This window comes from Algibacter sp., assembly GCF_029245835.1.
In the GTDB taxonomy this organism is placed as follows: domain Bacteria; phylum Bacteroidota; class Bacteroidia; order Flavobacteriales; family Flavobacteriaceae; genus Algibacter_B.
On record NZ_JAQWOO010000027.1, the window covers coordinates 48174 to 70438 of the forward strand.

The following is a 22265-nucleotide window of genomic DNA, read 5'->3' on the forward strand; positions in this document are numbered from 1 at the left end:
CATGAAAACTTTTTGTATTCTCTCTTTAATTATTTTAGTTGGTACTTGTGCAAAACCAAAATATACAACCAAAATACAGAACTTAAAAGACAGTATAACTTTAGTAGATAGCACTTTACTAAAAAAATATGCTCAAACTATAACGGCTAAAGAGCTTAAAACTCATTTATACAAATTCTCTTCTAATGAATTTATGGGAAGACGTGTTGGTGAACCTGGACAAAAACTAGCATCAACTTTTTTAGAATCTTATTATATAGATGAAAATATTGAATCGCCCTTTGGAGGTGACAATTACTATCAAACAATACCAAGTAGTTTTTTTGGTGGAAAATATAAAAATTCTGAAAATGTAATGGCTTACATTGAAGGCTCAGAAAACCCTGAAGATGTTATCATTATTTCTGCGCATTTAGATCATTTAGGCATTTCAAAAGAGGGTTTAGTAAATAATGGTGCAGATGATGACGGATCTGGAACGGTAGCGCTTATGGAGATGGCTCAAGCATTTAATCAGGCAAAAATAGATGGTTTTGGTCCTAAACGTAGTATTTTATTCCTGCATTTAACTGCTGAAGAAATTGGAAAACAAGGTTCTGCATTTTACACAAAATATCCGGTATTTCCGTTGGAAAACACCATTACTAATTTAAATATTGACATGATAGGACGTGTTGATGCTATTCATAAATACAATAAAAACTACCTGTATCTAATAGGCTCAGACAGATTGAGTAAAGAGCTTCACTATATTTCTGAAAAAATAAACGATACGTATTTCAATATTGATCTAGACTACAGGTTTAATGCAGAAGGAGATAATCACGACTATTATTCGAGGTCAGATCATTACAATTTTGCATTGCATAATATTCCAGTTATTTTCTATTTTAACGGCGAGCATAAGGATTATCATAGGGTAACCGATACGCCAGATAAAATAGATTACGATTTACTAGAAAAACGAACGCAACTTATTTTTGCTACAACATGGCAAATTGCTAATCAAGAAAACCGATTGGTTATTGATATAAATAATGAATTGTTAAATTAGCCTCAAAACTATCAAACGTATTCATTCATTTTGTAATATAGCATATTAACAAAAAAAACAGATTCATGAAAAAGATAGCAATACTTATTTTTTTTACATTTTTATTCACATCCTGCAGCTCTTCGCAAACTAAAAATAAAACTGAAAAAGAAATTAATCCTGAAGCTTATGCAGCATCCATAACATCTGATGAACTTAAAGACATGCTTTACACTTATGCTTCCAACGAATTTGAAGGCAGAAGAACTGGTGAACCTGGTCAAAAAAAAGCTATTGAATTTATAAAAACTCATTATCAAACTAACAACATTTCATCACCTATTGCTGAGGGTGATTATTTTCAAGAGATTCCTGCAAGCTACTTTAATAGCAACATAAAAGACTCTGAAAATGTTATTGCATATATAAAAGGAAGTGAAAAACCGGATGAAGTAATTATAATATCTGCTCATTTAGACCATATTGGCATAAGCGATAACGGTGCTATTAATAATGGTGCAGACGATGATGGCTCTGGAACGGTTGCCATATTAGAAATTGCTGAAGCTTTTAAAACTGCTGAAAAAGATGGAAACGGCCCCAAACGAACAGTTGTATTTTTACATGTTACAGGAGAAGAAATCGGACTTTTCGGTTCCCGGTATTATGCAGATGAAGACCCTATTTTTCCTCTAAAAAATACCGTAGCAAATTTAAATATAGATATGATTGGTCGTATTGATCCTAAGCATGAAGCATCTGGTGAAAACTATCTATATCTTATTGGTTCAGATAAATTGAGTAAAGAATTGCATGACATTTCAGAAGACATCAATAAAAAATACTTCAATTTAGAATTTGATTATACTTATAATGATGACAATGACCCGAATCGTTTTTATTACCGTTCAGACCATTATAATTTTGCTAAGAACAACATTCCTGTAATATTCTATTTTAACGGTACACATGCTGATTACCATAAGCCATCAGACACGCCAGATAAAATTAATTATGGTTTTTTAGAAACGCGTGCAAAACTTATTTTTCATACCGCTTGGGAGTTGGCTAATAGGGATGAGCGTATATTGGTAGATAAAAAATAAACAAAAAAACTAATTCGAAATAGTATAGCTTACGGACTCCAATTCAATAGAATTGATAATACCCAAATCGTGAGATTCCTCAGCATCAAAACTATATGTACAGTCAGCATTAGCATCAATAGAATAACATTGACTTTTATTTGAAGATATGGTTGATGTCATAAAACCATCAGCATTTGTTGTGATTTTAGAGAACCCCTGTATTGCGCTATCATTAGGGTTACTAAAGGTTATCTCATATGATAATCTTGAAGTGTTATTTCCTGTATCTTTTATATAAGTAAAAAATATCACCTCATAAGTAACGTTTTTGATTTGTTGTTCGATTTCTTCCTCTATAGAATCATCTTTAGGACAACTAAACACCAATAAGCAACATGATAATGGTATTAAAAATTTAAGATTTTTCATGATATTGATTTAAAAAAATTAAGAATCACCAAAATAACAAAAAAAGCCTTCCAATTTCTTGAAAGGCTTTTGCTTTTTGGGTGGAAGACCGGATTCGAACCGGCGACCCTTGGTACCACAAACCAATGCTCTAACCAACTGAGCTACAACCACCATGTTTTTTTATTATATAAAACTTTAAAAAAGTTTTTACAAAAGGCGTGCTCTAACCAAAAGCTTGAACACCACCTATTTTTATCTTAAAACTTAAAAAAGTTTTGCAAAAGGATAAGTCTAATTCAACTCGTAAATTACTACCCTGTAACTTGCATTTTACAATGCGAGTGCAAATGTAATTGATTTCATCCTTTATAACAAAGACTTTTTTAATATTTTCAATTGAAATTTGAAATAAATAAACAAAAAAAACATAACTACTTTAAATCAAACAAACTATCAACAGTAACATAACGTTCTACAGTAAAACCTTCCGCATGCTCCACACCTACTAAGCGTCCTAAATCTTTAGCTCTATAAATAATACTGTCTGTAAAATTTTTGCTAGATATTGGTGTTTCTGGTTCTTTGCTATGGGCATCAAAAAACTGTGTTTTATACGCTAAAACAGAGGCCATTTTTTTATCAATAAAACCTGAAATATCGACTGCTAATTCGGGTTCAATATTTTTCCATTGCATATAATGGTAAACTTGCTTTGGTCTCCAAGGTTTCTGTTTACCTCCATCATCTTCAGTTTCAATTTTTAGTAATCCACTTAAAAAACAAGCATCTCTTACTAATTGACTTCCTTTCCCATGATCAATATGCCTATCTTCAATAGCATTACAAAGTATTATTTCTGGTTGATATTTCCGTATCATTTTAATAACAGCCAATTGATGTGCTTTATCATTTATAAAAAATCCATCAGAGAACCCCAAGTTAGTCCGCATACTTACGCCTAAAATTTTCGCAGCATTGAAAGCCTCTTCTTCTCTAGTTTCTGCTGTCCCTCTGGTTCCTAACTCGCCTCGAGTTAAATCTACAATACCTACTTTTTTTCCATTTGCTACTTCTTTTGCAATGGTTCCGCTACAACCTAATTCTACATCATCAGGATGCGCTCCAAAGGCTAAAATATCTAATTTCATATATAATTTTTAATTTTTTTATCCCGATTCACCTCTTTACTAAATCAAAAAACACATCTAAAATATAGAATATCGTAAAACTCTATATAACGCAAACGTATTCGTTACTATTTTCTTCATTTTTTGAGCTGTAAATTTAGTAATTATTTAAAAATAATACTTGAACTCAAAGTATGACATTGGTCATAATTATACAAGAACATCAACTGTAATTTTACTCCATAATAATTATGTACTTTTAAGTGCTAAAGCTAATAAAGAATTACAAGATATGATCTATTTAATGATTGCCATTTTAGTTATTACCATTGGTCTCTTTGTTTGGGGAAAGTTTACACCAGATATTGTAGCACTAATTTCTATGTTGAGTTTATTTTTAACAGGTATTCTAGATGCTACTGAAACTTTGAGTGGTTTTAGTAATCCAACAGTTATAATGATTGCAGCATTATTTATTATTGGAGAAGGGATAGCCCAAACAGGATGGACAGCTCTAGCTGGTAAAAAGTTTGTTGAATGGGCTGGAAAAAGTGTTCCAAAGCTTTTAGTAATTATTACACTTGGTGCGGGCGTTTTATCTGGATTTGTTAGTAATACAGGTACCGTAGCGACATTAATGCCGCTTACAATTTCCTCAGCTTGGAGTATTGGTACATTACCTTCTAAAATGTTAATGCCAGTTGCTTTTGGTTCTAATACAGGTGGGCTATTAACTTTAACAGGTACACCTCCAAATATTATTGCTAGTAATGCGCTTATTGAAGCTGGTTTTGAAGGTTTTTCATTCTTTGAATTTGCCTTAATTGGTTTGCCTTTACTTATAGTGGCAATATTATACTTTAGATATATAGGCCATAAACTTTTACCAAAAAATAAAACGAACAATAAGCCTGTAAATATTGAATCGACATTACACAACTGGATTGAGGCATACAAGGTTGATAGTGGCTACTACAGATTACGTGTTAGATCTATATCACCTTTGTTAAATACAAAAATTGAAGATTGGCAATTTGAAAAAACCTATGGTATTTCTATTATTCGAATAAAAAGAAGACATCCAAATGTACTAAAAAAGATACCTGCTTTTATAGAATTTCCAGATCCAGGTACAGAATTTCTTTACCACGATATTATAACCGTAAAAGGAGAAACAGAAGCGATAAACAAATTGATGATTAATTTCAGGTTAGGTCTTCTACCGCTAGAACCTATTACTGATGAACTAAAACACAACCTTATTAACCAAGAGGTTGGTATGACAGAAGTTATCGTAAACCCTAACTCTATGTTAGTTGGAAGACGTTATAAATTAGGTGATTATTTTAAAAGATTCGGTATTCAATTATTGGCCGCATCAAGAAATAGAAAACCTTTATTAGAAAAAGAAATTACAGTAAAAGCAGGAGATGCCTTTTTAATTAGAGGTACTTGGGAGCATATTGAAGACCTAAAACAACAACATGAAAATCTTGTAATAATTGGTAGTCCAGAAGGAATGGCTAAAAATGTTGAAAACCTAAGTCCTAAATCATTTATTGCTTTAGGTGCTTTAGTACTCATGATAATATTCATGGTTTTCAAAATCGTTCCAGGATCTATGGCAGCACTTATATCTGCTGGTGTAGTATTACTTACTGGTTGTGTACCTATTTCAAAAGCCTATAAAGGTATCAGCTGGACTAGCGTTGTTATGATTGCTGCAATGATACCGATGGGTATAGCTTTACAAAAAACGGGAACTGCTCAATTAATTGCTAATGCACTTGTTGATTATTTAGGTGCTATTCATCCCATTGTATTACTAGGAGGCGTGTTTTTACTTACCACAACATTCAGTCAGGTAATAAATAACTCAGCAACAGCTGTATTAATGGCACCAATAGCCATTTTAGCAGCAAGTTCTTTAAACCTGTCACCAGAACCATTTATGATTGTAGTTGCCATTAGCGCATCAACAGCCTTTTTAACACCAATAGGCACAACAACAAATGCTATGGTAATGACTGCCGGAGGGTATAAGTTTATGAACTACTTAAAAGTAGGTGCTCCTCTTCTACTTTTATTTTTTATTATATCATTAATACTTGTACCAATAATCTGGCCTTTTTAAACAAGAACAATCAGTAACAATTAGGGTTGTTTTACAAAATGGACTTAAGAAAAAAGAAAGAAATTTAAAATAAATAAGTTGACTAACTGAAAAGGTATCGAAGGCTATATTACAAAAAAGTCTTCGATATTTTTTTTATTTAAACGTCCAAGCTACTATTCTTGAAACTTTATTCCCTTGCCCCATAGTAATCGTTTTAATATCTGTCGCTCCTAGTTTCTTTAAAGAGGCATACATCCCTTTTACCAAATCTTTCTTAGAAACTAAAGTTGTAAACCAAACACATTGAGTTTTAAACAAAGCGCTTTCATAAAGATAATTATGAATAAACGCTTTTTCTCCACCTTTATACCATAACTCATTTTGAGTTCCTGAAAAATTTCTAACAACCTTAGCGTCTTCCCTATTTAAGCCTTTTAATTTTTGCATAGTTGCCTCTAAAGCATCTGTTTCAGATTTATAAAATGGCGGATTACATATAGACACCGAAAACCTATCATGTTCATTTAAAACACCTTTAAATATTTGCAAACTATCCTTTTGAAGCCTTAATTCAATAACCTTATCTAATTCATTTTTATCGATAATCTTTTCAGCATGTTTTAAAGAAGTTTCATCTATATCAGTTGCTACAAAATTCCATTGATACTCGGCATGTCCTAAAAGCGGATAAATACAACTCGCTCCTGTTCCAATATCTAAAACATTAATCTTTCCTGAAATTTTAGATAATTTTAATACCTCAGCTATATGATGAATATAATCTACTCGCCCAGGAATTGGTGGACATAAATGAGTATCAGGAAACTCCCAAAAACTAATGTTATAATGTTTGAATAACAACGCTGTATTTAGAGCTTTAACAGCTTTGGGATTAGCAAAATCAATAGTTTTAGTTTCGTATTTATTTTCAAAAACAAAAGACAATAAACCTGGATATATTTCGCATAAAGCATCTAAATTATATCCGGATTTGTGTTTGTTTTTTGGATGAAGTTTTGAGTTCGACATGCATTTAAACTTTTATAGTTTTCCAATGGCCCTTTTTAAACCAAATAATAGAAATAATGGTCATGGCTATTTCCCCAACAGCAATTGCCCAAAATACCCCAACAGGACCATAATCCAAAGTGATGGCTACAATATAAGCAAACGGTAATTGTAATAACCAAAAGCAAACAAAATTGATATAAGTAGGTGTTTTGGTATCACCAGCACCGTTAAATGCATTGAGAACAATCATGCCAAAACCATAGAATATGAAGGGAGCAGTCATAATTCGTAAACACAACGTACCGTATTTTACAACATCGGGGGTTTGATTAAACATCTCAATAATTTGTGGGGCAAAAACAAGATATATTATTGAAACTGCACCCATAAAAATTGCGCAATACTTTGAAGTTATCCAAACCGATTGCTCTGCGCGTTCTGGTTTTTTAGCTCCTAAATTCTGCCCCACTAAGGCAGCGGCAGCACTACTCATTCCCCATGCAGGCATTAATGTAAATAACATAACACGAATGGCAATGGTATAACCAGCAAGTACTTCGCTTCCAAACTCACTTATTATTCGCATTAAAAAAACCCAACTTGTGGTGCCAATTAAAAACTGACCAATACCACCTAGTGATACTTTAATTAAATTAAGCATGACACCAACACGAATTATTATATCTCTAATACCAATTTTAATTTTACTGTAACCATAAAATAAAATCGCTAATTGAAATAATACTGCGGTACCGCGTCCAATGGTCGTTGCAATAGCAGCCCCTTCAACCCCAAAAGCGGGAATGGGCCCGAAACCAAAAATAAACATCGGGTCCAGAATTATATTTAATCCGTTTGATAAAACCAAAGTCCACATAGAGATAGAAGCTTCTCCCGTTCCTCTAAAAATAGCATTAATTAAAAACAGTAGCATAATAGTCATATTACCACCCAAAAGTATTTTAGTATAGCCGTAACCCTCTTCTATTAAATCAGGCTCTGCACCCATTAAACCTAAAAGTTCTTTAGGATATATAACACCAATTACACTTATTATTGACGCCACCAATACACCTAAGAATATAACCTGAACAGCTGCATTTGCAGCACCTTTTAAATCTTTTTCTCCCACACGTCTAGCAACAATGGCTGTTGCCGCAATACTCAAACCAATGGCTACCGCATAAATTAAAGTAATAACAGACTCTGTTAAACCTATGGTTGCAACAGCGTTTACACTTACCCGTGACACATACATGATATCAACAAGAGCAAAAATAGATTCCATGAGCATTTCAAGCACCATAGGAACTGCCAACATAAATATGGCTTTACGAATACTTCCTGAGGTAAATTCTTGTTGTTTTCCAGTTACAGCTATTTTAAAATACTGAATGAACTTTTTTAAGGAAATTTTATTTGATTGCATTTAAAAATGGTTAGTTGTTGGATATTGCTAAATATCTAAAAATACCTAGCTTTTGTTTTGCTCGAGAGAATATCGATACTGTATGGAAGTGGAATTATACAATCATAAAAACAAATATTGGAAAATTATTTAAAACAACAAAATAGATTTCTAGTCTGTTCCTTTCATTTCTTATATATTCGCAATTAAAAAACAAGATGTTAAAAGCTGTTATTTTTGATATGGATGGTGTTATTATTGATAGCGAACCAATGCATAATAAAGCCTATCATGATATGTTTAATGAAGTTGGTATTGAAGTTTCACCCCAACTTTACGAATCATTTACAGGGCAATCCACCATCAACATTTGTAAGCGCTTATGCGACCATTTTAATTTGGAACAAGCTCCTGAAACTTTGGTGGCTTTAAAACGTAAATATTATAAACACTTTTTTTATAACAATTCTGATTTAGGACTTATTGATGGTGTTTTAGATTTGATAAAAGACTACCATAATAACGGGCTCACTTTGGTTCTGGCGTCTTCGGCTGCTATGACCAGTATCAATCAAATTTTTGACCGTTTTGATTTAAACCAATATTTTGTTGCTAAGCTTAGTGGTGGTGATTTAAAACAATCCAAACCGCATCCTGAAATTTTTATTAAAGCAGCAGAAGCTACTGGTTTTAGCAAAAATGAATGCTTTGTAATTGAAGATTCAACCAACGGTGTTGAAGCTGCAAAATCTGCTGGTATATTCTGTGTTGGTTTTGATAGTTTTCACTCAAAAAATCAAGATTATTCCAAAGCAGATTTGGTTATTAAGGATTTTAACGAGATTGAGTTTCCTAAAATAACTAACCTCATTTAATCATTTTCTTTTCCTTCTTTAGCTTTAGATATAATAGCTCTTAATCGTTCCTTTCTTAATACGGATTCAGCTTTCTTTTTACTTTTCTTCTGAGCCATTAACTTAGAATGCTTCGCTTTATTCTTCGTATTCTTTTCCCTTCCCGTCTTTGCCATAAGACTATTGTTTAGCTTTTAACAAAGCATTTTGCTCTTCCATTAATTCTGTTAGGTGAGATAACAACTCAATATCTTTTGGTGTAACCACCGTTTTATCCTTAGTATCCTGAGCTTTATTCCTAAGCTTATTCATAAACTTAACCACAATAAACACCGTAAACCCAATAATAACAAAATCTAATAGCGCTTCCCCTAATGCACCATATCCTATTGCAACCTCATCTGTTAAAACAACTCCTGAAGCATCACTAAATGCATCTTTTAAAATGATTTTTCTATTCTGAAAATTAACCCCATCAGTTAATAAAGATAATGGAGGTAGAAATATTTTTTTAACCAATACATCAATCACCTTATTGAAAGACGCACCAATGATGATACCAATAGCCATATCCATCATATTTCCTTTTACAGCAAACTCCTTAAATTCTTGGAATAGTTTCATATTATTATTTTTAATCATATTTAACTTAACAAATATATTAGAATGTTAATTCAATTATTAACCTAATCAACATAAAATATACACAATGCATTAAATCAACTATTACTTAATTTGATTATAAATCATATTATTAGTTAAATAGCTAATATTTTATATTATTAGTTTTAAAGCTAATAATTTTGTTATTTTGAATAAATATTTATACATTTGATAATATCCTTCACCACATTATGACAAGTATAATAACCGGCGATATTATAAATTCTAAAAAAAGCTCTCCAAAAAACTGGTTAGGCGCACTTAAATCTGTTTTAAATAGTTTTGGTACCACACCAAAAACTTGGGAAATCTATAGAGGCGATAGTTTCCAATTAGAAGTCCAACCAGAACAAGCCTTACAAGCCTGTATACTTATAAAAGCAACCATAAAACAATTTGAAAATATTGATGTAAGACTCGCCATTGGTATAGGCGAAAAAACATATCAATCTGAAAACATAACAGAATCAAACGGAAGTGCTTTTGTAAATTCGGGCGTATGTTTTGAAAACCTAAAAAAAACAACACTAGCCATAAAATCGCCTTTCGAGTTATTTGACACCACCATAAACATCATGCTAGAACTTGCGCAACTAACTACAAATAATTGGTCTAGCACCTCAGCAATTCTTGTTAAAACAACTTTAGAAAACCCAGATTCAAATCAAAACCAATTAGCCAAAATTCTAGAAAAAACCCAAGGCAATATTAGTCAAGGTCTTAAAAGAGCAGGCTTCGATGAGATTTTCAAACTACTACACTATTACAAAACCCAGATACAAACCCTATGTTAACATTAGCCATCACACTTATACTTGCGCATGTTATTGGCGATTTCTTGTTTCAACCCAACACATGGGTACTTCATAAAGACACCCACAAACACAAATCTAAGTTTTTGTATTGGCATATTTTAGTGCATTTATGTACGCTAATAGTCCTATTACAATTCAACTTTAAGTACTGGTTAGCACTCCTTATAATCCCTATTTCGCATTATATAATCGATGTTATAAAACTTCACCTCAGGGCAAAACTCAACAACCGTTTGCTATTTAGTTTAGATCAATTAGCCCACCTAATCGTTATCGCTTTGGTAGTCAAAATATACGAGCCCTTCAACATTAATATAGACTTACTTTTTACACCAAAAACACTACTATTTGTAACCAGTATATTGTGCATCACTAAAGTATCTTCAATCATCATGAAAACCATCATATCCAAGTGGGATTTATCAGAATATAACAAAGAAGCTTCGTTGGCAGATGCAGGCGCATATATTGGCATCCTAGAACGCCTTTTCGTGTTCATGTTTATCATAACAAACCATTGGGAAGGCGTCGGTTTTTTAATAGCAGCAAAATCCGTATTTCGTTTCGGAGATTTATCAAAAGCCAAAGACCGAAAACTCACAGAATACATTCTAATCGGCACACTACTCAGCTTCGGTTTAGCCATAACCATCGGAATAGGTTACGAATATGTTTTAAGTTTAATTGAAAAATAATTTGGGCGTTACCCCGAAAAGGGGTCGGGCTTTCCGTTGCAATCTTTTTAAACGTCATAGCGAGAACGAAGGACGTGGCTATCTGCTAATTTTAATCTCAAAACTAAGTTATAGTTCTTTTCATTTAAAAAGGATTTCCTCTGCAATCCCTAACGCAAAAACCCACCCCTAACCCCTCCCAAGAGTGGAAACCACTCTTGCTTTAAAAGTTTAGGGTTTATAAAATTTGGGGAAAGAATAAAAACAACAAAACATCAACACCCAAATCAATTCGCAGAATTGAACGTCAAGGCGCAGAATAGGTTTGAAAAGTTCCGAGAACAGGAAAACGTAGTTCGACGCGGAATTTTCAAATCGGTTTTTAGTTTTCTCAAAAACTAAAAAATTCCTCGGCTTGACCGTGATTTTTTGGTTCGTTTTGCATCAAGGCAAAATGAACAAAGAAAATTTAATTAAATAGAAAGTCTAATTATTAAGAACTGTTATAATAGAATCATAAAAAACAGGAGTTTTGCCCCAAGAATAAAGTCCTGTGTTTTTCCATGAATTCGATTTTTTAATATTTTCAGGTAAAATATCTATAGCATCATCATGCATATATATTTTTATTTTTTCATTTTCAATGAAAGCAATATACAAGTCTTTTTGAATGTATTTCTTATCTATAGTAAAGCGACCTTTTAGTTGAACCTTAATTATTTCTCCATTAGAAATATGAACAGAAATAAAATCGGCACCTTGCCAATCATCGTTCAACCGCATTGAATTGAAACCATAATTTGCTAAAACCGATGCCACTTTATGAAAATTAAAATTTTCCTTCTGTCTTGATTTTAAATCAGAATATTTAATCTTTGGAAATTGGTCTTTAAATGTCATTTTTTACTTCCTATAGAACTTAGCATACCCACGATACGCAAAAAACCCTAAAACAGCTACTATACCACAAGCAATTGCAATAAACTTTACACTCACAATCTGGTCGCCACTAGCATAACTATGCAAGCCCGCTAAATAGAAATTCACACCAAAATAAGTCATTAAAATACTAGCAAAAGCTACAATAGACATGAGGTTAAAAAACCAACGCCCACGCAGCCCTGGTACCAATCGCATATGAATCACAAACGCATAAATCATAATACTAATAAGTGCCCAAGTTTCTTTAGGATCCCAACCCCAATAGCGCCCCCAACTTTCGTTAGCCCACATGCCTCCTAAAAAGTTTCCAATAGTTAACATAACCAAACCAACCGTTAAAGCCATTTCGTTAATTACGGTTAGCTCTTTTATATTCAAATCCATTTTAGCTTTATTAGCTTTGGTAGTAAATATCATAAGTAATAACGATACGACACCTAGTATCATTCCTAAAGCAAACGGCCCATAACTGGCCACAATTACCGCCACATGAATCATGAGCCAATAACTATTTAAAACAGGTTGTAAATTGGCTATTGCAGGATCCATCCAATTCCAATGCGCAATCATTAAAATCATAGACGTTACAAACGCCGTAGATGCGATTGTTAAATCACTCTTTCTTCCAAAGGCTAAACCAAAAAACATAGTTGCCCAAGCCACATAAATCATAGACTCGTAAGCATCACTCCATGGTGCATGCCCAGAAATATACCAACGTGCAATTAAACCCGCAGTATGCAATATAAACAAGCCTAAAATAATAAACTTAAAAACAGTTACAGAAACATTAACAAACGTCCTTTTGCCATTAAATATCTGAACAATCAATAATACAAACAACAAACTGCCGGCATACAAATACCAACTAAATAATTTTTTAAAAATATCATACTTGTTGTAAAGCACTTCTGTTTTTACTTTATCGTCACTCAGCATAACAGCTCCACCATAACGATGTTGTGTTTTCTTGAATGCCGTTAATAGCTTTTCAGCTTCTTCAAAATCACCTGTTTTTTTAGCTTGATTTAAAGTAAACAAATAGGCTCTAAATCCATTTTTTACAAAATTTGAATAAAGAGAATCTTTTATTGTAGAGGTATCTTTTCTATAATCAAAATTAGAAATCCACTTGTTATTCTCATCATTAGGAATTGGGAATATCTTTAAAGACATCCCTTCAATAGTATTGTATAATAAATTTACCCGCTGATCGGTTTCTTTAAACTCCTTTTGAAAGCCGTTTGGTATTTGCGCTTTATAGGCTTCATCCAAATATGGCGCTAATTTATAGTCGCCTCTATCTGAAAAGAAATCGGCAAGTGGCACATATTTAGCATCCATAGCAACACCAATAAGTTTTCTAATAGAATCGCCTTTCTTAGCTTTTAAATAAATGATAGGTACATTATACCAGAGCATCGGACTTTCCTGAATGGAAAGAAATACCTGGTTGGCATCAAAACCTTCATAAGTATCACTTTTACTTAGCTTCCTTAGCATTTCTGAAGCATACGTATTTACAGGCATCATTCGTCCACTTAAATCTTGAATCACTAAACGTCCAAATTTATCAGCATGTGATTTTGGAGCCATATTAGCTTCTAAAATAGAATCTATTTGTGTTTTTGTAGGTTGTGAATGGTCATGTCCATCGCCTTCGTGGTGTTCTTGAGAAAATGCATGCAACCCAAAACACAATACTAAAATAGTTAGCAACTTTGATTTTTTGGCTTTCACCTTCTCTAGGTAACGTTTTAAATCTCCAAAACGAGAATGTTTAGAAAACAGAATAGCCATCATCCCAAAGTATAACATAAAATAGCCAATGTAAGTTAACAATGTTCCCCAGAAATCATGATTTACAGAAAGGATTGTTCCTTTTTCATCAGGATCAAAACTCGACTGAAAAAACCGGTAACCACCATGGTCTAATATATTATTCATGAATATTTTATAATCATAATCTTCTGCGCTATCATCTAAAACAGTTACTTCACTTGAATATGCCGAATAACCACGCTCTGTTCCTGGATAACGCTCTGCTTCAAAATCGTTTAGTTTTAATGAGAAGGGTAACTCCAACACTTTAGAGCCATACTTTAGTGCAAAGTCTAAACCGCCAACTTGTATTTGTTTAAAATTACTGTTGGTTCCTTTTCCTCCTAATAAACCCACACGTTTGGTTTCACCATTGGTTATGATATTTAATACCACCCCATCTTTATCATTTTTTAATAACTGCGATTTTTGAACGACATCAAAAACACCTTTTACAACGGGCTTAGGAAACACCATTTGCATATTACCAATAACATATCTTGAACGCAAATAAAGAGGCTGCAAACTATCTTTAACCAACTTACCTTGCGCTCTGGTAGCCATAGTCATATATTCGCCTTCAAAAGGAGAATTAATACTTAACGAGTCGCCTTGATAGGTTATATTTATAGCTCCGTCTGTTGGTTTATTTAAGGCAAAAAGGACGTTGTGAATACTTGAAACCTGCCCTACTTTTAAAAAGTGATTATGAGGTCCATTATCACCAGCTTCAACTACTTTCAAATAGGATTCACCAATAGCATCAGGAATAATATCTTCTTCAGCCCCTACTATAAATTTTTCTAGTTCGATGGTAACGGGTTGCTGACCGTATTCTGTTTCAATTTTAAAATCATTATCCAATCGTCCTGAAAAATCTACATGAGATTCAAGAAAACGCTGTTGTACTTGTCCGTTAATCTCATAATCGCCATCAATATAAGCGGTAATGTATGTTTTTTGTGAAAGGAATGTATTTTCGGTAGCGCCTTCGCGAATAGCCATCATGCCTTCAAAACTAGCATAACGTGTAATAAAGGCACCTAATAAAATAAAAATGAATGCTAAATGCAGAATAAATGTGGCCCACTTTTCCTTTTTGTACAATCTGAATCTGACAATATTTCCCGTGAAATTAATTATGAAAAATACCATAATGGCTTCAAACCACCACGCATTATAAATAAGATTTCTAGTGTATGGCGTTGGCGATGTTTCTTGTCCTGAGTCTAAAATAGTACCAGTTGCCATAGCAACAGCAAAAAGGATAAATAAAACAGCAGTAAGTCTGGTTGAAAAGAAAATATTGGCGAGCTTTTTTTGCATAATCTGAAGCCTTTTTAAAGGTTCTGCAAATTTAATGATTAATGTTTATTATGAAGTGTTAAAGTGTTGTAAAAAATTGATAGAAGCTAGAAGACAAGGGACTGATGACAGAAGACCGAAATTATTACGCTGAGATTCGCTGAGTTTCACAAAGATACACGGAGTTAAAATTGATTGCTTATGTATTCTGATTTTGTCGGGAAAAGCCACGAAAACCTAAAGACCGAACTTACTGAATACTGAGACTATTTACTTCTTGCTTCAAAAATTTTTAAATATAAAAACGTTCCCATTTTTCTGGCGCGACGTTTCGCGTTTTCTGCATTATCGCCTTCAAAAAGTTCTTGTATCGTTTCAAACCAAAGGTTTAGCCACAATCCAAAGTGTAACTCTGTAATGCTATTGTTATGGTCTTTATCCACTTTTATATGAGCTTCAAGAGGGTCGCCATGATATTTATGTTCTAATTTGCGCGTCATAAACAAACTGGTTTCCCAAAAGGTAGTTAGCCTATCTAGATGGGCATCCCAATCTTTAATGGTATCATTAAAAAAAGGCCCTAAAACAGCATCTGCTCTTACTTTTTTGTAAAATGATGATACTAATAGAAATACATCTTCTCTGGTTTCAATATCGTTTTTCATGATTTACAAAATTAGGTTATTTTTCTGGTTTGGATGTATTGCTGCACCTAGAAAACCAAAGATTAAAGACGGATAGCTATACGCTATTTTTTCTCCTAAAAACGCTAAGAACCAACATACTAAATAATGCGACTGCGACTATGACTGAGACTGTAACTGCGACTAAAAGCTGTTGCGCAATAGGTAGAAATGAAACATTTACGTTCATGAATTCATTAACATACAACAGAAATGCATGAATAATAGCCCAAAGCGAGGTACGAGCGAAGACTTGTAGCCCATCGACTCCGCTCAGGATAAACTCCTAGCCCAACCCTTTTGCAATGCGCCCAAAAATTAATAATTCTGTAGCTTTCTTTCATTATTCATTAGTATTTTAGCAATATGATTTCAGTAGTAATTTTAGGTGCCGGAAATGTTGGCACACATTTATTTAAAGGATTTAATAAAGCGAGTGAAGTTTCTGTTATTCAATGGTACAACAGAAGTTTATCAACTATACAATCGTATCAAAATTTAGTTGATATTACCGATGATTTAAAGGCGCTAAAAGACGCAGACGTATACATTATTGCTGTTAGCGACGATATCATTTCTGGGTTATCAAGCAAACTTCCTTTTAAAAATAGACTGGTGGTGCATACTTCTGGCAGTGCTAGTGTTTACGATTTGGATATGAAGCATAAACGTGGGGTTTTGTACCCATTACAAAGTTTTAGTAAGGATGCCGAAATGGATTTTGCTAATGTGCCCATTTGTTATGAAACCATTAATAAAGACTGTTATCCGATTTTGAAAAAACTTTCTGCAAGCTTGGGTAGTCCTACAAAACGCATTAATAGCGACCAAAGGCGAGTATTACATTTAGCAGCTGTTTTTGTTAATAATTTCACCAATCAGTTATACAGAATTGGACATGAAATTACCGAAAGTGAAGGTGCAGAATTTGATTTATTAAAACCGCTTATTTTAGAAACGGCTAAGAAAGTGCAAGATATCTCGCCTTTCAGGGCACAAACAGGACCCGCAAAACGCAACGACAAAAAAACCATTAAAACACATTTAAAACAATTAGAGAGTCCGCATCATAAAGCTATTTATGAGTTGCTTACCGACGCTATTAAACACACACATGGAAGAAAAAAGTTATAAAGAATATTTAGAGCATATTACCACATTTATTTTTGACGTTGATGGCGTTTTAACCGACGGCTCTGTAACGATTACAACCACTGGCGAAATGCTTAGAACCATGAATATAAAAGATGGTTATGCATTAAAAACGGCTATTGACAAAGGATTTAATATTTGTATTATATCGGGCGGATCAAACGAAGGGGTGCGTTTAAGGTTGAAAGCTTTAGGGGTTACCGATATTTATTTAGGCGCTCATAATAAAATAGAACAGCTTGATGATTACTTTAATAAGAAAAATATAAAATCTGAAAATGTACTGTATATGGGCGATGATATTCCTGATTTCCCAGTTATGAAAGGTATAGGCTTACCTTGTTGTCCGCAAGATGCTGTTCCAGAAATTAAAGGGATTTCAAAATACATTTCACATAAAAAAGGTGGTAAAGGTGCGGTTCGTGATGTGATTGAGCAAGTGCTGAAAGTTCAAGGAAAATGGAACGGAAATTATGGCGCTAAGTATGACTAATAGCTGTTGGCTCTTAGAAACTAAATATTTGTGATTTCTCAAGAAACTCTTAACTCTTAACTTCTAACTTATTACATATTGCTTAGCATTTTAAACCTCATCCGTTGGAAAAACCTAATAATGATTGCCCTTGTGCAGTTACTTATCAAATATGCACTTCTTGAACCTTTTGGAGTACAAACAGCTTTAGATGGTGTGGGCATTTCACTTTTAATTTTTGCGACTATCTGTATTGCTGCCGGCGGAAATATTATTAATGATATTTATGATGTTGAAACCGATTTAATAAACAAACCTAATCGGGTAATTATCGACAAATCCATTTCAGAAAAAACAGCATACAACCTATTTATTATACTTAATTTGATTGGTGTTGGCGTTGGGTTTTACTTATCGCATCGTATAGGACGAGCACCTTTCTTTTCTATATTTGTTATCATTTCCATGCTACTTTATGTGTATGCTACCTATTTAAAACGCACACTTTTAGTTGGTAATATTATTATTTCTATACTTGTTGGGTTAAGCTTAGTTATTGTTGGTATTTTTGAATTAATTCCTGCGATGACCCCTTCAAATCAACATACTCAAGTTATTTTTTTAAAAATCATTTTAGATTATGCCTTATTTGCCTTTTCCATAAATGTATTACGAGAAATAGCGAAAGATATTGAAGATATTGATGGCGATTATAAAGCAGGCATGAACACCTTACCCATTGCCATTGGAAGAGAGCGTGCCAAATACGTATTGACTGGTTTGGGTTTTTTTCCATTAATTGCTATCATTTTTTACGTAGTTTCAGATCTTTACAAACAACCTATCGCTGTTGGCTATTTTTTACTCTTTATTATTGGTCCGCTAATCTATACAAGTATTAAAACATTTGATGCTTCAACAAAAAAAGAGATGCATCATATTAGCACTATGTACAAATGGGTTATGCTTTTTGGGATGCTTTCCTTACTTTTATACAAGTATGTTATTCTAGGTTAGAATTTGTCGCGCAAAGGTGCTAAGTCGCAAAGTCAAATACAACTCACTGAAAACTGAGACTGAGACTGAGACTGAGACTGAGACTGAGACTGAGACTATAAACTAAAAAAAATGCTAAACGAAAAACTAAAAAACCATCGTATTATCCTAGCTTCAGGCTCCCCCAGAAGGCAAGAATTTTTCAAAAATTTGGGACTTGATTTTGAAATCCAGTTAAAACCTGTTAAAGAAGAATATCCCCCACGATTAACCCATTTTGAAATCAGTAACTATCTCGCACAATTAAAAGCGCTACCTTTTAAAGATGAATTACTTCCAAACGCTATTTTAATGACAAGCGACACTATTGTTTGGCACAATAACACCGCTTTGGGAAAACCTCGCGATAATGAGGAGGCCTTCAACATGTTAAAATCACTAAGTAATCAAACACATGAAGTGATTACATCGGTTTGTTTTACCACAACAACGTTCGAAAAAACATTGCATAATATTACTAAAGTAACCTTTAAGGACCTTTCGGATGAAGAAATTAACTTCTACATAGAAAACTACAACCCTTTTGATAAAGCTGGTGCTTATGGCATTCAAGAATGGATCGGGCAAATAGGTGTTACAAAAATTGAAGGCTCTTATTTTAATGTTATGGGTTTACCTATTCATCTTGTTTACAAAACGTTAAATACCATTGCAGAAATAGCTTAGCGTTGTAAATTTGCAACACTATGGAAACGTTCAGAAAACTAAAGAAAATTATTAAAGCTGAAATTTTATTTTGGCAAATTATAGGTTTAGCACTATTACTTACTTCTTGCGAAAAAAAATCCACTTCAAAGGCATTGGCTATTCATTCTGATTTAAAAACGGTCGAAAAAACAGCTGTCCAAAAATATAAACCTTCATCAGCATTTAACACCTATTGGTATGCCGGAGAAGCAGAAATTTCATCCTATAAATTAGAACAAGCACGCTATGGCGAAATCCGAGAAGGAACAGCCGTTTTAGTCTATGTTACCGAAGATTTCCTTCCAGACGCACAAGTAAAAGCAGATACCAGAAACCCAAAAAATAGTCCTGTTTTAAAATTAAATGCTACTAAAAATTTCAATACAGGCGTTTATCCTTATTCGATTATGCAAAGTACGTTCTATCCGGTTTCTAATAATAAACATGCCTTAAAAGTATCGAGTTCTATGCAAGAATGGTGCGGACATGTGTATACACAACTAAACAACAGAGCACAGTTTGAAATCATGTCGCATTCCTATTTTGAAGGTGAAGCTGATGAAAATTTCAAACTCGATAAGGCCATTTTAGAGAATGAACTATGGACAAAATTACGCATCAACCCAAAATCATTACCAACAGGACATTTAAAAATGATTCCGTCTTTTGAATATACAAGACTAAAACACAAAACCATAAAAGCTTACGAAGCTTCCGCAACTTTAAAAGAAAATATTTACACTATTAATTACCCCGAATTAAACCGAACATTGTCAATAACATTCAACCCAGAATTTCCATATGAGATTTTAGGGTGGGAAGAAACCTTTAAAAGTGGTTTTGGGCTAAATGCTAAAACATTAACTACAAAGGCATCCAGGTTAAAAACAATCAAATCGCCTTATTGGCAAAAGAATCGTAATAAAGATGAAATTCTTAGACAAACGCTTAAATTAGATTAAATTTGTAATGTGTTTGCATGTATATTTATATAAAATTTCATCTATAATATTATGTTTTTTACTTTCTTTAAAGCGTATCAAAGTGAACTAATTATATCGGGGATTCTTCTTCTCTCGTTACTTATTATTAGGTTTATTATCCATTTTACAATAACCAAAGTAGCCCAAAAAAATGGTATTAATGATGCTCGAATCAGACTCATCAGAAGGTATATAACAGTAACTATATTTCTAATAGCTATACTTATTGAATCTTTTATTTTCGGAACAGAATTTAAAGAAATAGCGGTTATTTTTTCATCTATCTTCGCTGTAATAGGCATCGGTTTATTTGCCATTTGGTCTATTCTGAGTAATATAACCTCAGGAATTATTATGTTCTTTAACTTTCCTTATAAAGTTGGAGATAAAATTGCCATTCATGATAAAGATTTTCCAATTACAGCCATTATAGAGGATATTCGGGCGTTTCAATTACACTTACGTATTGAAAATGGCGATTTAGTAACCTACCCCAACAACCTCATGTTACAAAAAGCTGTTACCCTTGTTGAAAAGGATGCTATAGATGATCATGGTGATGATGGCGCAAATGCTGTTTAAATATTCCATATATTTATTGAACTCATTTTAGCTATTTGTTTTTACCGAAAACAACATGAAATCTGTTCCGATGAGATGTTTTTTTTTTTGAAATACAAAGCATCGCTGTGGATAAGAAAAACAACGAAATATAGACGAGTTTCAGCCATTTTTTTAGGAGCTAGAAATAGTTCAAATGAGTTCAATGTATTCTATTTATAATGACAAAAAACACAACGCATACCTCAAAAAAAGTATTAGGACAAATACCAGGTAGTATAATATATACTGGTAAAAAAGAGCATCAAAAACTATTTATAGAATCCTTTGATTATAATAAAGAACATTGTACCGTAAAAGAACTAGATTCTGTTCAAGAAAGCTTCGAGTATAAACTCACAGATTCTATTACATGGATTAATCTAAATGGTTTAAATCACGTTGATGAAATTGAGAAACTTGGCGCACATTACAATTTACATCCACTAGTTCTAGAAGATATTGTAAACATCTCTCAACGTCCTAAAATTGATGAGTATGACGACTACCTCTTTGTCTCATTAAAAATGTTGTATTACGATAATGAACAAAATATAATTTCAGAACAAGTTAGTTTTGTTTTGGGTAAAAACTATGTACTCTCCTTCCAAGAATCTGAAGGGGATGTTTTCGACCAAGTAAGAGACCGTATTCGGAATGCGAAAGGGCGTGTTCGCACAATGCAATCAGACTATTTACTATACGTCTTAATTGATGCCATTGTAGACCATTATTTTAATGTAATAGAAACTTTAAGTGATAAAATTGAATATTTTGAAACCACTATTTTTTCGGGAGAAGCCGATGACGATATTAGTCAAAAAATCCAGAATCTAAAACGCGAAATTTTACGTGTACGTCGCAACATATTTCCACTGCGCGAAGTTATAAGTCGTATCGAAAAAAACGAAAACAAACTCATACATAAAAAAACCATAACGTATTATAGAGATATTTACGACCATTTAATCCAAGTCTCAGAAAACATCGATATCTACCGCGAAATGATTTGGAGTTTAATGGATATGTACATGACCTCCATTAGCAATAAAATGAACGAAGTCATGAAAGTCCTCACCATAATGGCATCCATTTTTATCCCGCTAACCTTTATTGCAGGCATCTACGGCATGAATTTCGAATACATCCCAGAACTTAAATACAAATACGCCTATTTCATCCTTTGGGGTGTTATGATCGTGCTGTTTGTGGGTATGCTCTATTACTTCCGGAAGAAAAAGTGGTTGTAATACCATTAATTTTTGGCGTTTCCCGTCCCGATAGTTATCGGGAGCAGTAAAAATGCTTTTTAAAACTTTTATACATATACCGTCATTACGAGGAGGTACAACGAAGTAATCTGT

The 22265-nt window shown here is 33.2% G+C and carries 22 protein-coding genes and 1 tRNA gene; 13 read left to right on the top strand and 10 right to left on the bottom strand.

The window, feature by feature from the left end:
• Position 1 precedes the first annotated feature (1 nt).
• Both P8K68_RS03905 and P8K68_RS03910 read left to right on the top strand, forming a co-directional pair.
• The gene (locus P8K68_RS03905; protein WP_300248338.1) at positions 2-1054 is read left to right on the top strand and encodes a M28 family peptidase; all 1053 of its coding nucleotides are present in this window, start codon (positions 2-4) and stop codon (positions 1052-1054) included.
• A 65-nt stretch (positions 1055-1119) separates the two neighbouring features.
• Positions 1120-2139, top strand: a complete 1020-nt coding sequence (locus P8K68_RS03910; protein WP_300248339.1) for a M28 family metallopeptidase — start codon at positions 1120-1122, stop codon at positions 2137-2139.
• Positions 2140-2148: 9 nt separating this feature from the next.
• Here P8K68_RS03910 and P8K68_RS03915 read toward each other — a convergent pair whose 3' ends face one another.
• The 3 genes from P8K68_RS03915 to bshB1 form a co-directional block, all read right to left on the bottom strand.
• Positions 2149-2550, bottom strand: coding sequence for a hypothetical protein (locus P8K68_RS03915; RefSeq protein WP_300248340.1), 402 nt, complete (start codon positions 2548-2550; stop codon positions 2149-2151).
• A gap of 78 nt (positions 2551-2628) precedes the next feature.
• Positions 2629-2704 (bottom strand) — tRNA-His (locus P8K68_RS03920).
• 259 nt (positions 2705-2963) lie between these two features.
• Entirely contained in the window at positions 2964-3680 is a 717-nt protein-coding gene (bshB1, locus tag P8K68_RS03925) for a bacillithiol biosynthesis deacetylase BshB1 (RefSeq protein ID WP_300248341.1), read from the bottom strand.
• Positions 3681-3840: 160 nt separating this feature from the next.
• Between bshB1 and P8K68_RS03930 the strand changes: the two genes are divergently transcribed.
• Positions 3841-5793: an SLC13 family permease gene (locus P8K68_RS03930; protein WP_300248343.1), complete on the top strand. Its 1953-nt coding sequence runs from the start codon at positions 3841-3843 to the stop codon at positions 5791-5793.
• A 135-nt stretch (positions 5794-5928) separates the two neighbouring features.
• On the opposite strand, the gene rlmF is transcribed toward P8K68_RS03930, so the two are convergent.
• The gene (rlmF, locus tag P8K68_RS03935) at positions 5929-6804 is read right to left on the bottom strand and encodes a 23S rRNA (adenine(1618)-N(6))-methyltransferase RlmF (protein ID WP_300248344.1); all 876 of its coding nucleotides are present in this window, start codon (positions 6802-6804) and stop codon (positions 5929-5931) included.
• A gap of 4 nt (positions 6805-6808) precedes the next feature.
• On the bottom strand, positions 6809-8215 hold the full coding sequence (locus tag P8K68_RS03940) for an MATE family efflux transporter (protein WP_300248346.1): 1407 nt from the start codon (positions 8213-8215) through the stop codon (positions 6809-6811).
• Between the two features lie 197 nt (positions 8216-8412).
• On the opposite strand from P8K68_RS03940, the gene P8K68_RS03945 reads away from it, so the two are divergent.
• Positions 8413-9069, top strand: a complete 657-nt coding sequence (locus P8K68_RS03945) for an HAD family phosphatase (protein ID WP_300248347.1) — start codon at positions 8413-8415, stop codon at positions 9067-9069.
• On the opposite strand, the gene P8K68_RS03950 is transcribed toward P8K68_RS03945, so the two are convergent.
• Both P8K68_RS03950 and mscL read right to left on the bottom strand, forming a co-directional pair.
• Positions 9066-9224 (bottom strand): hypothetical protein, encoded by a 159-nt coding sequence (locus tag P8K68_RS03950; RefSeq protein WP_300248348.1) that lies wholly within the window; start codon positions 9222-9224, stop codon positions 9066-9068. The two genes, P8K68_RS03945 and P8K68_RS03950, sit on opposite strands and share 4 nt — an antisense overlap.
• Before the next feature lie 4 nt (positions 9225-9228).
• Positions 9229-9672 (bottom strand): large conductance mechanosensitive channel protein MscL, encoded by a 444-nt coding sequence (mscL, locus tag P8K68_RS03955; protein WP_300248349.1) that lies wholly within the window; start codon positions 9670-9672, stop codon positions 9229-9231.
• Positions 9673-9902: 230 nt separating this feature from the next.
• Between mscL and P8K68_RS03960 the strand changes: the two genes are divergently transcribed.
• Positions 9903-10505 carry a transcriptional regulator gene (locus P8K68_RS03960; protein WP_300248350.1) on the top strand — a complete coding sequence of 201 codons (603 nt, stop codon included), beginning with the start codon at positions 9903-9905 and terminating at the stop codon, positions 10503-10505.
• Entirely contained in the window at positions 10499-11221 is a 723-nt protein-coding gene (locus tag P8K68_RS03965) for a DUF3307 domain-containing protein (RefSeq protein WP_300248351.1), read from the top strand. The genes P8K68_RS03960 and P8K68_RS03965 overlap by 7 nt, the downstream gene beginning before the upstream one ends.
• Positions 11222-11686: 465 nt before the next feature.
• Here P8K68_RS03965 and P8K68_RS03970 read toward each other — a convergent pair whose 3' ends face one another.
• The 3 genes from P8K68_RS03970 to P8K68_RS03980 all read right to left on the bottom strand — a co-directional run bounded on the left by P8K68_RS03970 (position 11687) and on the right by P8K68_RS03980 (position 15933).
• A complete protein-coding gene (locus tag P8K68_RS03970; RefSeq protein WP_300248352.1) occupies positions 11687-12100 on the bottom strand; it encodes a hypothetical protein in 414 nt (137 codons plus the stop codon).
• Between the two features lie 3 nt (positions 12101-12103).
• Positions 12104-15289 (bottom strand): cytochrome c biogenesis protein CcsA, encoded by a 3186-nt coding sequence (gene ccsA / locus P8K68_RS03975; protein WP_300248353.1) that lies wholly within the window; start codon positions 15287-15289, stop codon positions 12104-12106.
• A gap of 245 nt (positions 15290-15534) precedes the next feature.
• A complete protein-coding gene (locus tag P8K68_RS03980) occupies positions 15535-15933 on the bottom strand; it encodes a group III truncated hemoglobin (RefSeq protein ID WP_300248354.1) in 399 nt (132 codons plus the stop codon).
• 384 nt (positions 15934-16317) lie between these two features.
• Between P8K68_RS03980 and P8K68_RS03985 the strand changes: the two genes are divergently transcribed.
• From P8K68_RS03985 to corA, 7 genes are all read left to right on the top strand, one after another.
• Positions 16318-17085 carry a Rossmann-like and DUF2520 domain-containing protein gene (locus tag P8K68_RS03985; RefSeq protein WP_300248355.1) on the top strand — a complete coding sequence of 256 codons (768 nt, stop codon included), beginning with the start codon at positions 16318-16320 and terminating at the stop codon, positions 17083-17085.
• Positions 17066-17596 carry an HAD family hydrolase gene (locus P8K68_RS03990; protein ID WP_300248356.1) on the top strand — a complete coding sequence of 177 codons (531 nt, stop codon included), beginning with the start codon at positions 17066-17068 and terminating at the stop codon, positions 17594-17596. The genes P8K68_RS03985 and P8K68_RS03990 overlap by 20 nt, the downstream gene beginning before the upstream one ends.
• A gap of 78 nt (positions 17597-17674) precedes the next feature.
• On the top strand, positions 17675-18592 hold the full coding sequence (locus P8K68_RS03995) for a geranylgeranylglycerol-phosphate geranylgeranyltransferase (protein WP_366143728.1): 918 nt from the start codon (positions 17675-17677) through the stop codon (positions 18590-18592).
• A gap of 111 nt (positions 18593-18703) precedes the next feature.
• A complete protein-coding gene (locus P8K68_RS04000; protein WP_300248357.1) occupies positions 18704-19297 on the top strand; it encodes a Maf-like protein in 594 nt (197 codons plus the stop codon).
• 20 nt (positions 19298-19317) lie between these two features.
• Positions 19318-20280: a septum formation inhibitor Maf gene (locus P8K68_RS04005; RefSeq protein WP_300248358.1), complete on the top strand. Its 963-nt coding sequence runs from the start codon at positions 19318-19320 to the stop codon at positions 20278-20280.
• A 51-nt stretch (positions 20281-20331) separates the two neighbouring features.
• Positions 20332-20883, top strand: coding sequence for a mechanosensitive ion channel domain-containing protein (locus P8K68_RS04010; protein WP_300248359.1), 552 nt, complete (start codon positions 20332-20334; stop codon positions 20881-20883).
• 200 nt (positions 20884-21083) lie between these two features.
• Positions 21084-22151 carry a magnesium/cobalt transporter CorA gene (gene corA / locus P8K68_RS04015; protein WP_300248360.1) on the top strand — a complete coding sequence of 356 codons (1068 nt, stop codon included), beginning with the start codon at positions 21084-21086 and terminating at the stop codon, positions 22149-22151.
• Positions 22152-22265 lie beyond the last annotated feature (114 nt).

Excerpts from the sequence above, each read along its gene's own strand:
- P8K68_RS03940 (WP_300248346.1), bottom strand. The coding sequence starts at position 8,215 with ATGCAATCAAATAAAATTTCCTTAAAAAAGTTCATTCAGTATTTTAAA.
- P8K68_RS03970 (WP_300248352.1), bottom strand. The coding sequence starts at position 12,100 with ATGACATTTAAAGACCAATTTCCAAAGATTAAATATTCTGATTTAAAA.
- P8K68_RS03985 (WP_300248355.1), top strand. The coding sequence starts at position 16,318 with ATGATTTCAGTAGTAATTTTAGGTGCCGGAAATGTTGGCACACATTTA.
- P8K68_RS03965 (WP_300248351.1), top strand. The coding sequence starts at position 10,499 with ATGTTAACATTAGCCATCACACTTATACTTGCGCATGTTATTGGCGAT.
- P8K68_RS03905 (WP_300248338.1), top strand. The coding sequence starts at position 2 with ATGAAAACTTTTTGTATTCTCTCTTTAATTATTTTAGTTGGTACTTGT.
- bshB1 (WP_300248341.1), bottom strand. The coding sequence starts at position 3,680 with ATGAAATTAGATATTTTAGCCTTTGGAGCGCATCCTGATGATGTAGAA.
- P8K68_RS03915 (WP_300248340.1), bottom strand. The coding sequence starts at position 2,550 with ATGAAAAATCTTAAATTTTTAATACCATTATCATGTTGCTTATTGGTG.
- P8K68_RS03910 (WP_300248339.1), top strand. The coding sequence starts at position 1,120 with ATGAAAAAGATAGCAATACTTATTTTTTTTACATTTTTATTCACATCC.
- P8K68_RS04000 (WP_300248357.1), top strand. The coding sequence starts at position 18,704 with ATGCTAAACGAAAAACTAAAAAACCATCGTATTATCCTAGCTTCAGGC.
- ccsA (WP_300248353.1), bottom strand. The coding sequence starts at position 15,289 with ATGCAAAAAAAGCTCGCCAATATTTTCTTTTCAACCAGACTTACTGCT.
- P8K68_RS03990 (WP_300248356.1), top strand. The coding sequence starts at position 17,066 with ATGGAAGAAAAAAGTTATAAAGAATATTTAGAGCATATTACCACATTT.
- P8K68_RS03980 (WP_300248354.1), bottom strand. The coding sequence starts at position 15,933 with ATGAAAAACGATATTGAAACCAGAGAAGATGTATTTCTATTAGTATCA.
- corA (WP_300248360.1), top strand. The coding sequence starts at position 21,084 with ATGACAAAAAACACAACGCATACCTCAAAAAAAGTATTAGGACAAATA.
- P8K68_RS04005 (WP_300248358.1), top strand. The coding sequence starts at position 19,318 with ATGGAAACGTTCAGAAAACTAAAGAAAATTATTAAAGCTGAAATTTTA.
- P8K68_RS03960 (WP_300248350.1), top strand. The coding sequence starts at position 9,903 with ATGACAAGTATAATAACCGGCGATATTATAAATTCTAAAAAAAGCTCT.
- P8K68_RS03950 (WP_300248348.1), bottom strand. The coding sequence starts at position 9,224 with ATGGCAAAGACGGGAAGGGAAAAGAATACGAAGAATAAAGCGAAGCAT.
- mscL (WP_300248349.1), bottom strand. The coding sequence starts at position 9,672 with ATGAAACTATTCCAAGAATTTAAGGAGTTTGCTGTAAAAGGAAATATG.
- P8K68_RS03945 (WP_300248347.1), top strand. The coding sequence starts at position 8,413 with ATGTTAAAAGCTGTTATTTTTGATATGGATGGTGTTATTATTGATAGC.
- rlmF (WP_300248344.1), bottom strand. The coding sequence starts at position 6,804 with ATGTCGAACTCAAAACTTCATCCAAAAAACAAACACAAATCCGGATAT.
- P8K68_RS04010 (WP_300248359.1), top strand. The coding sequence starts at position 20,332 with ATGTTTTTTACTTTCTTTAAAGCGTATCAAAGTGAACTAATTATATCG.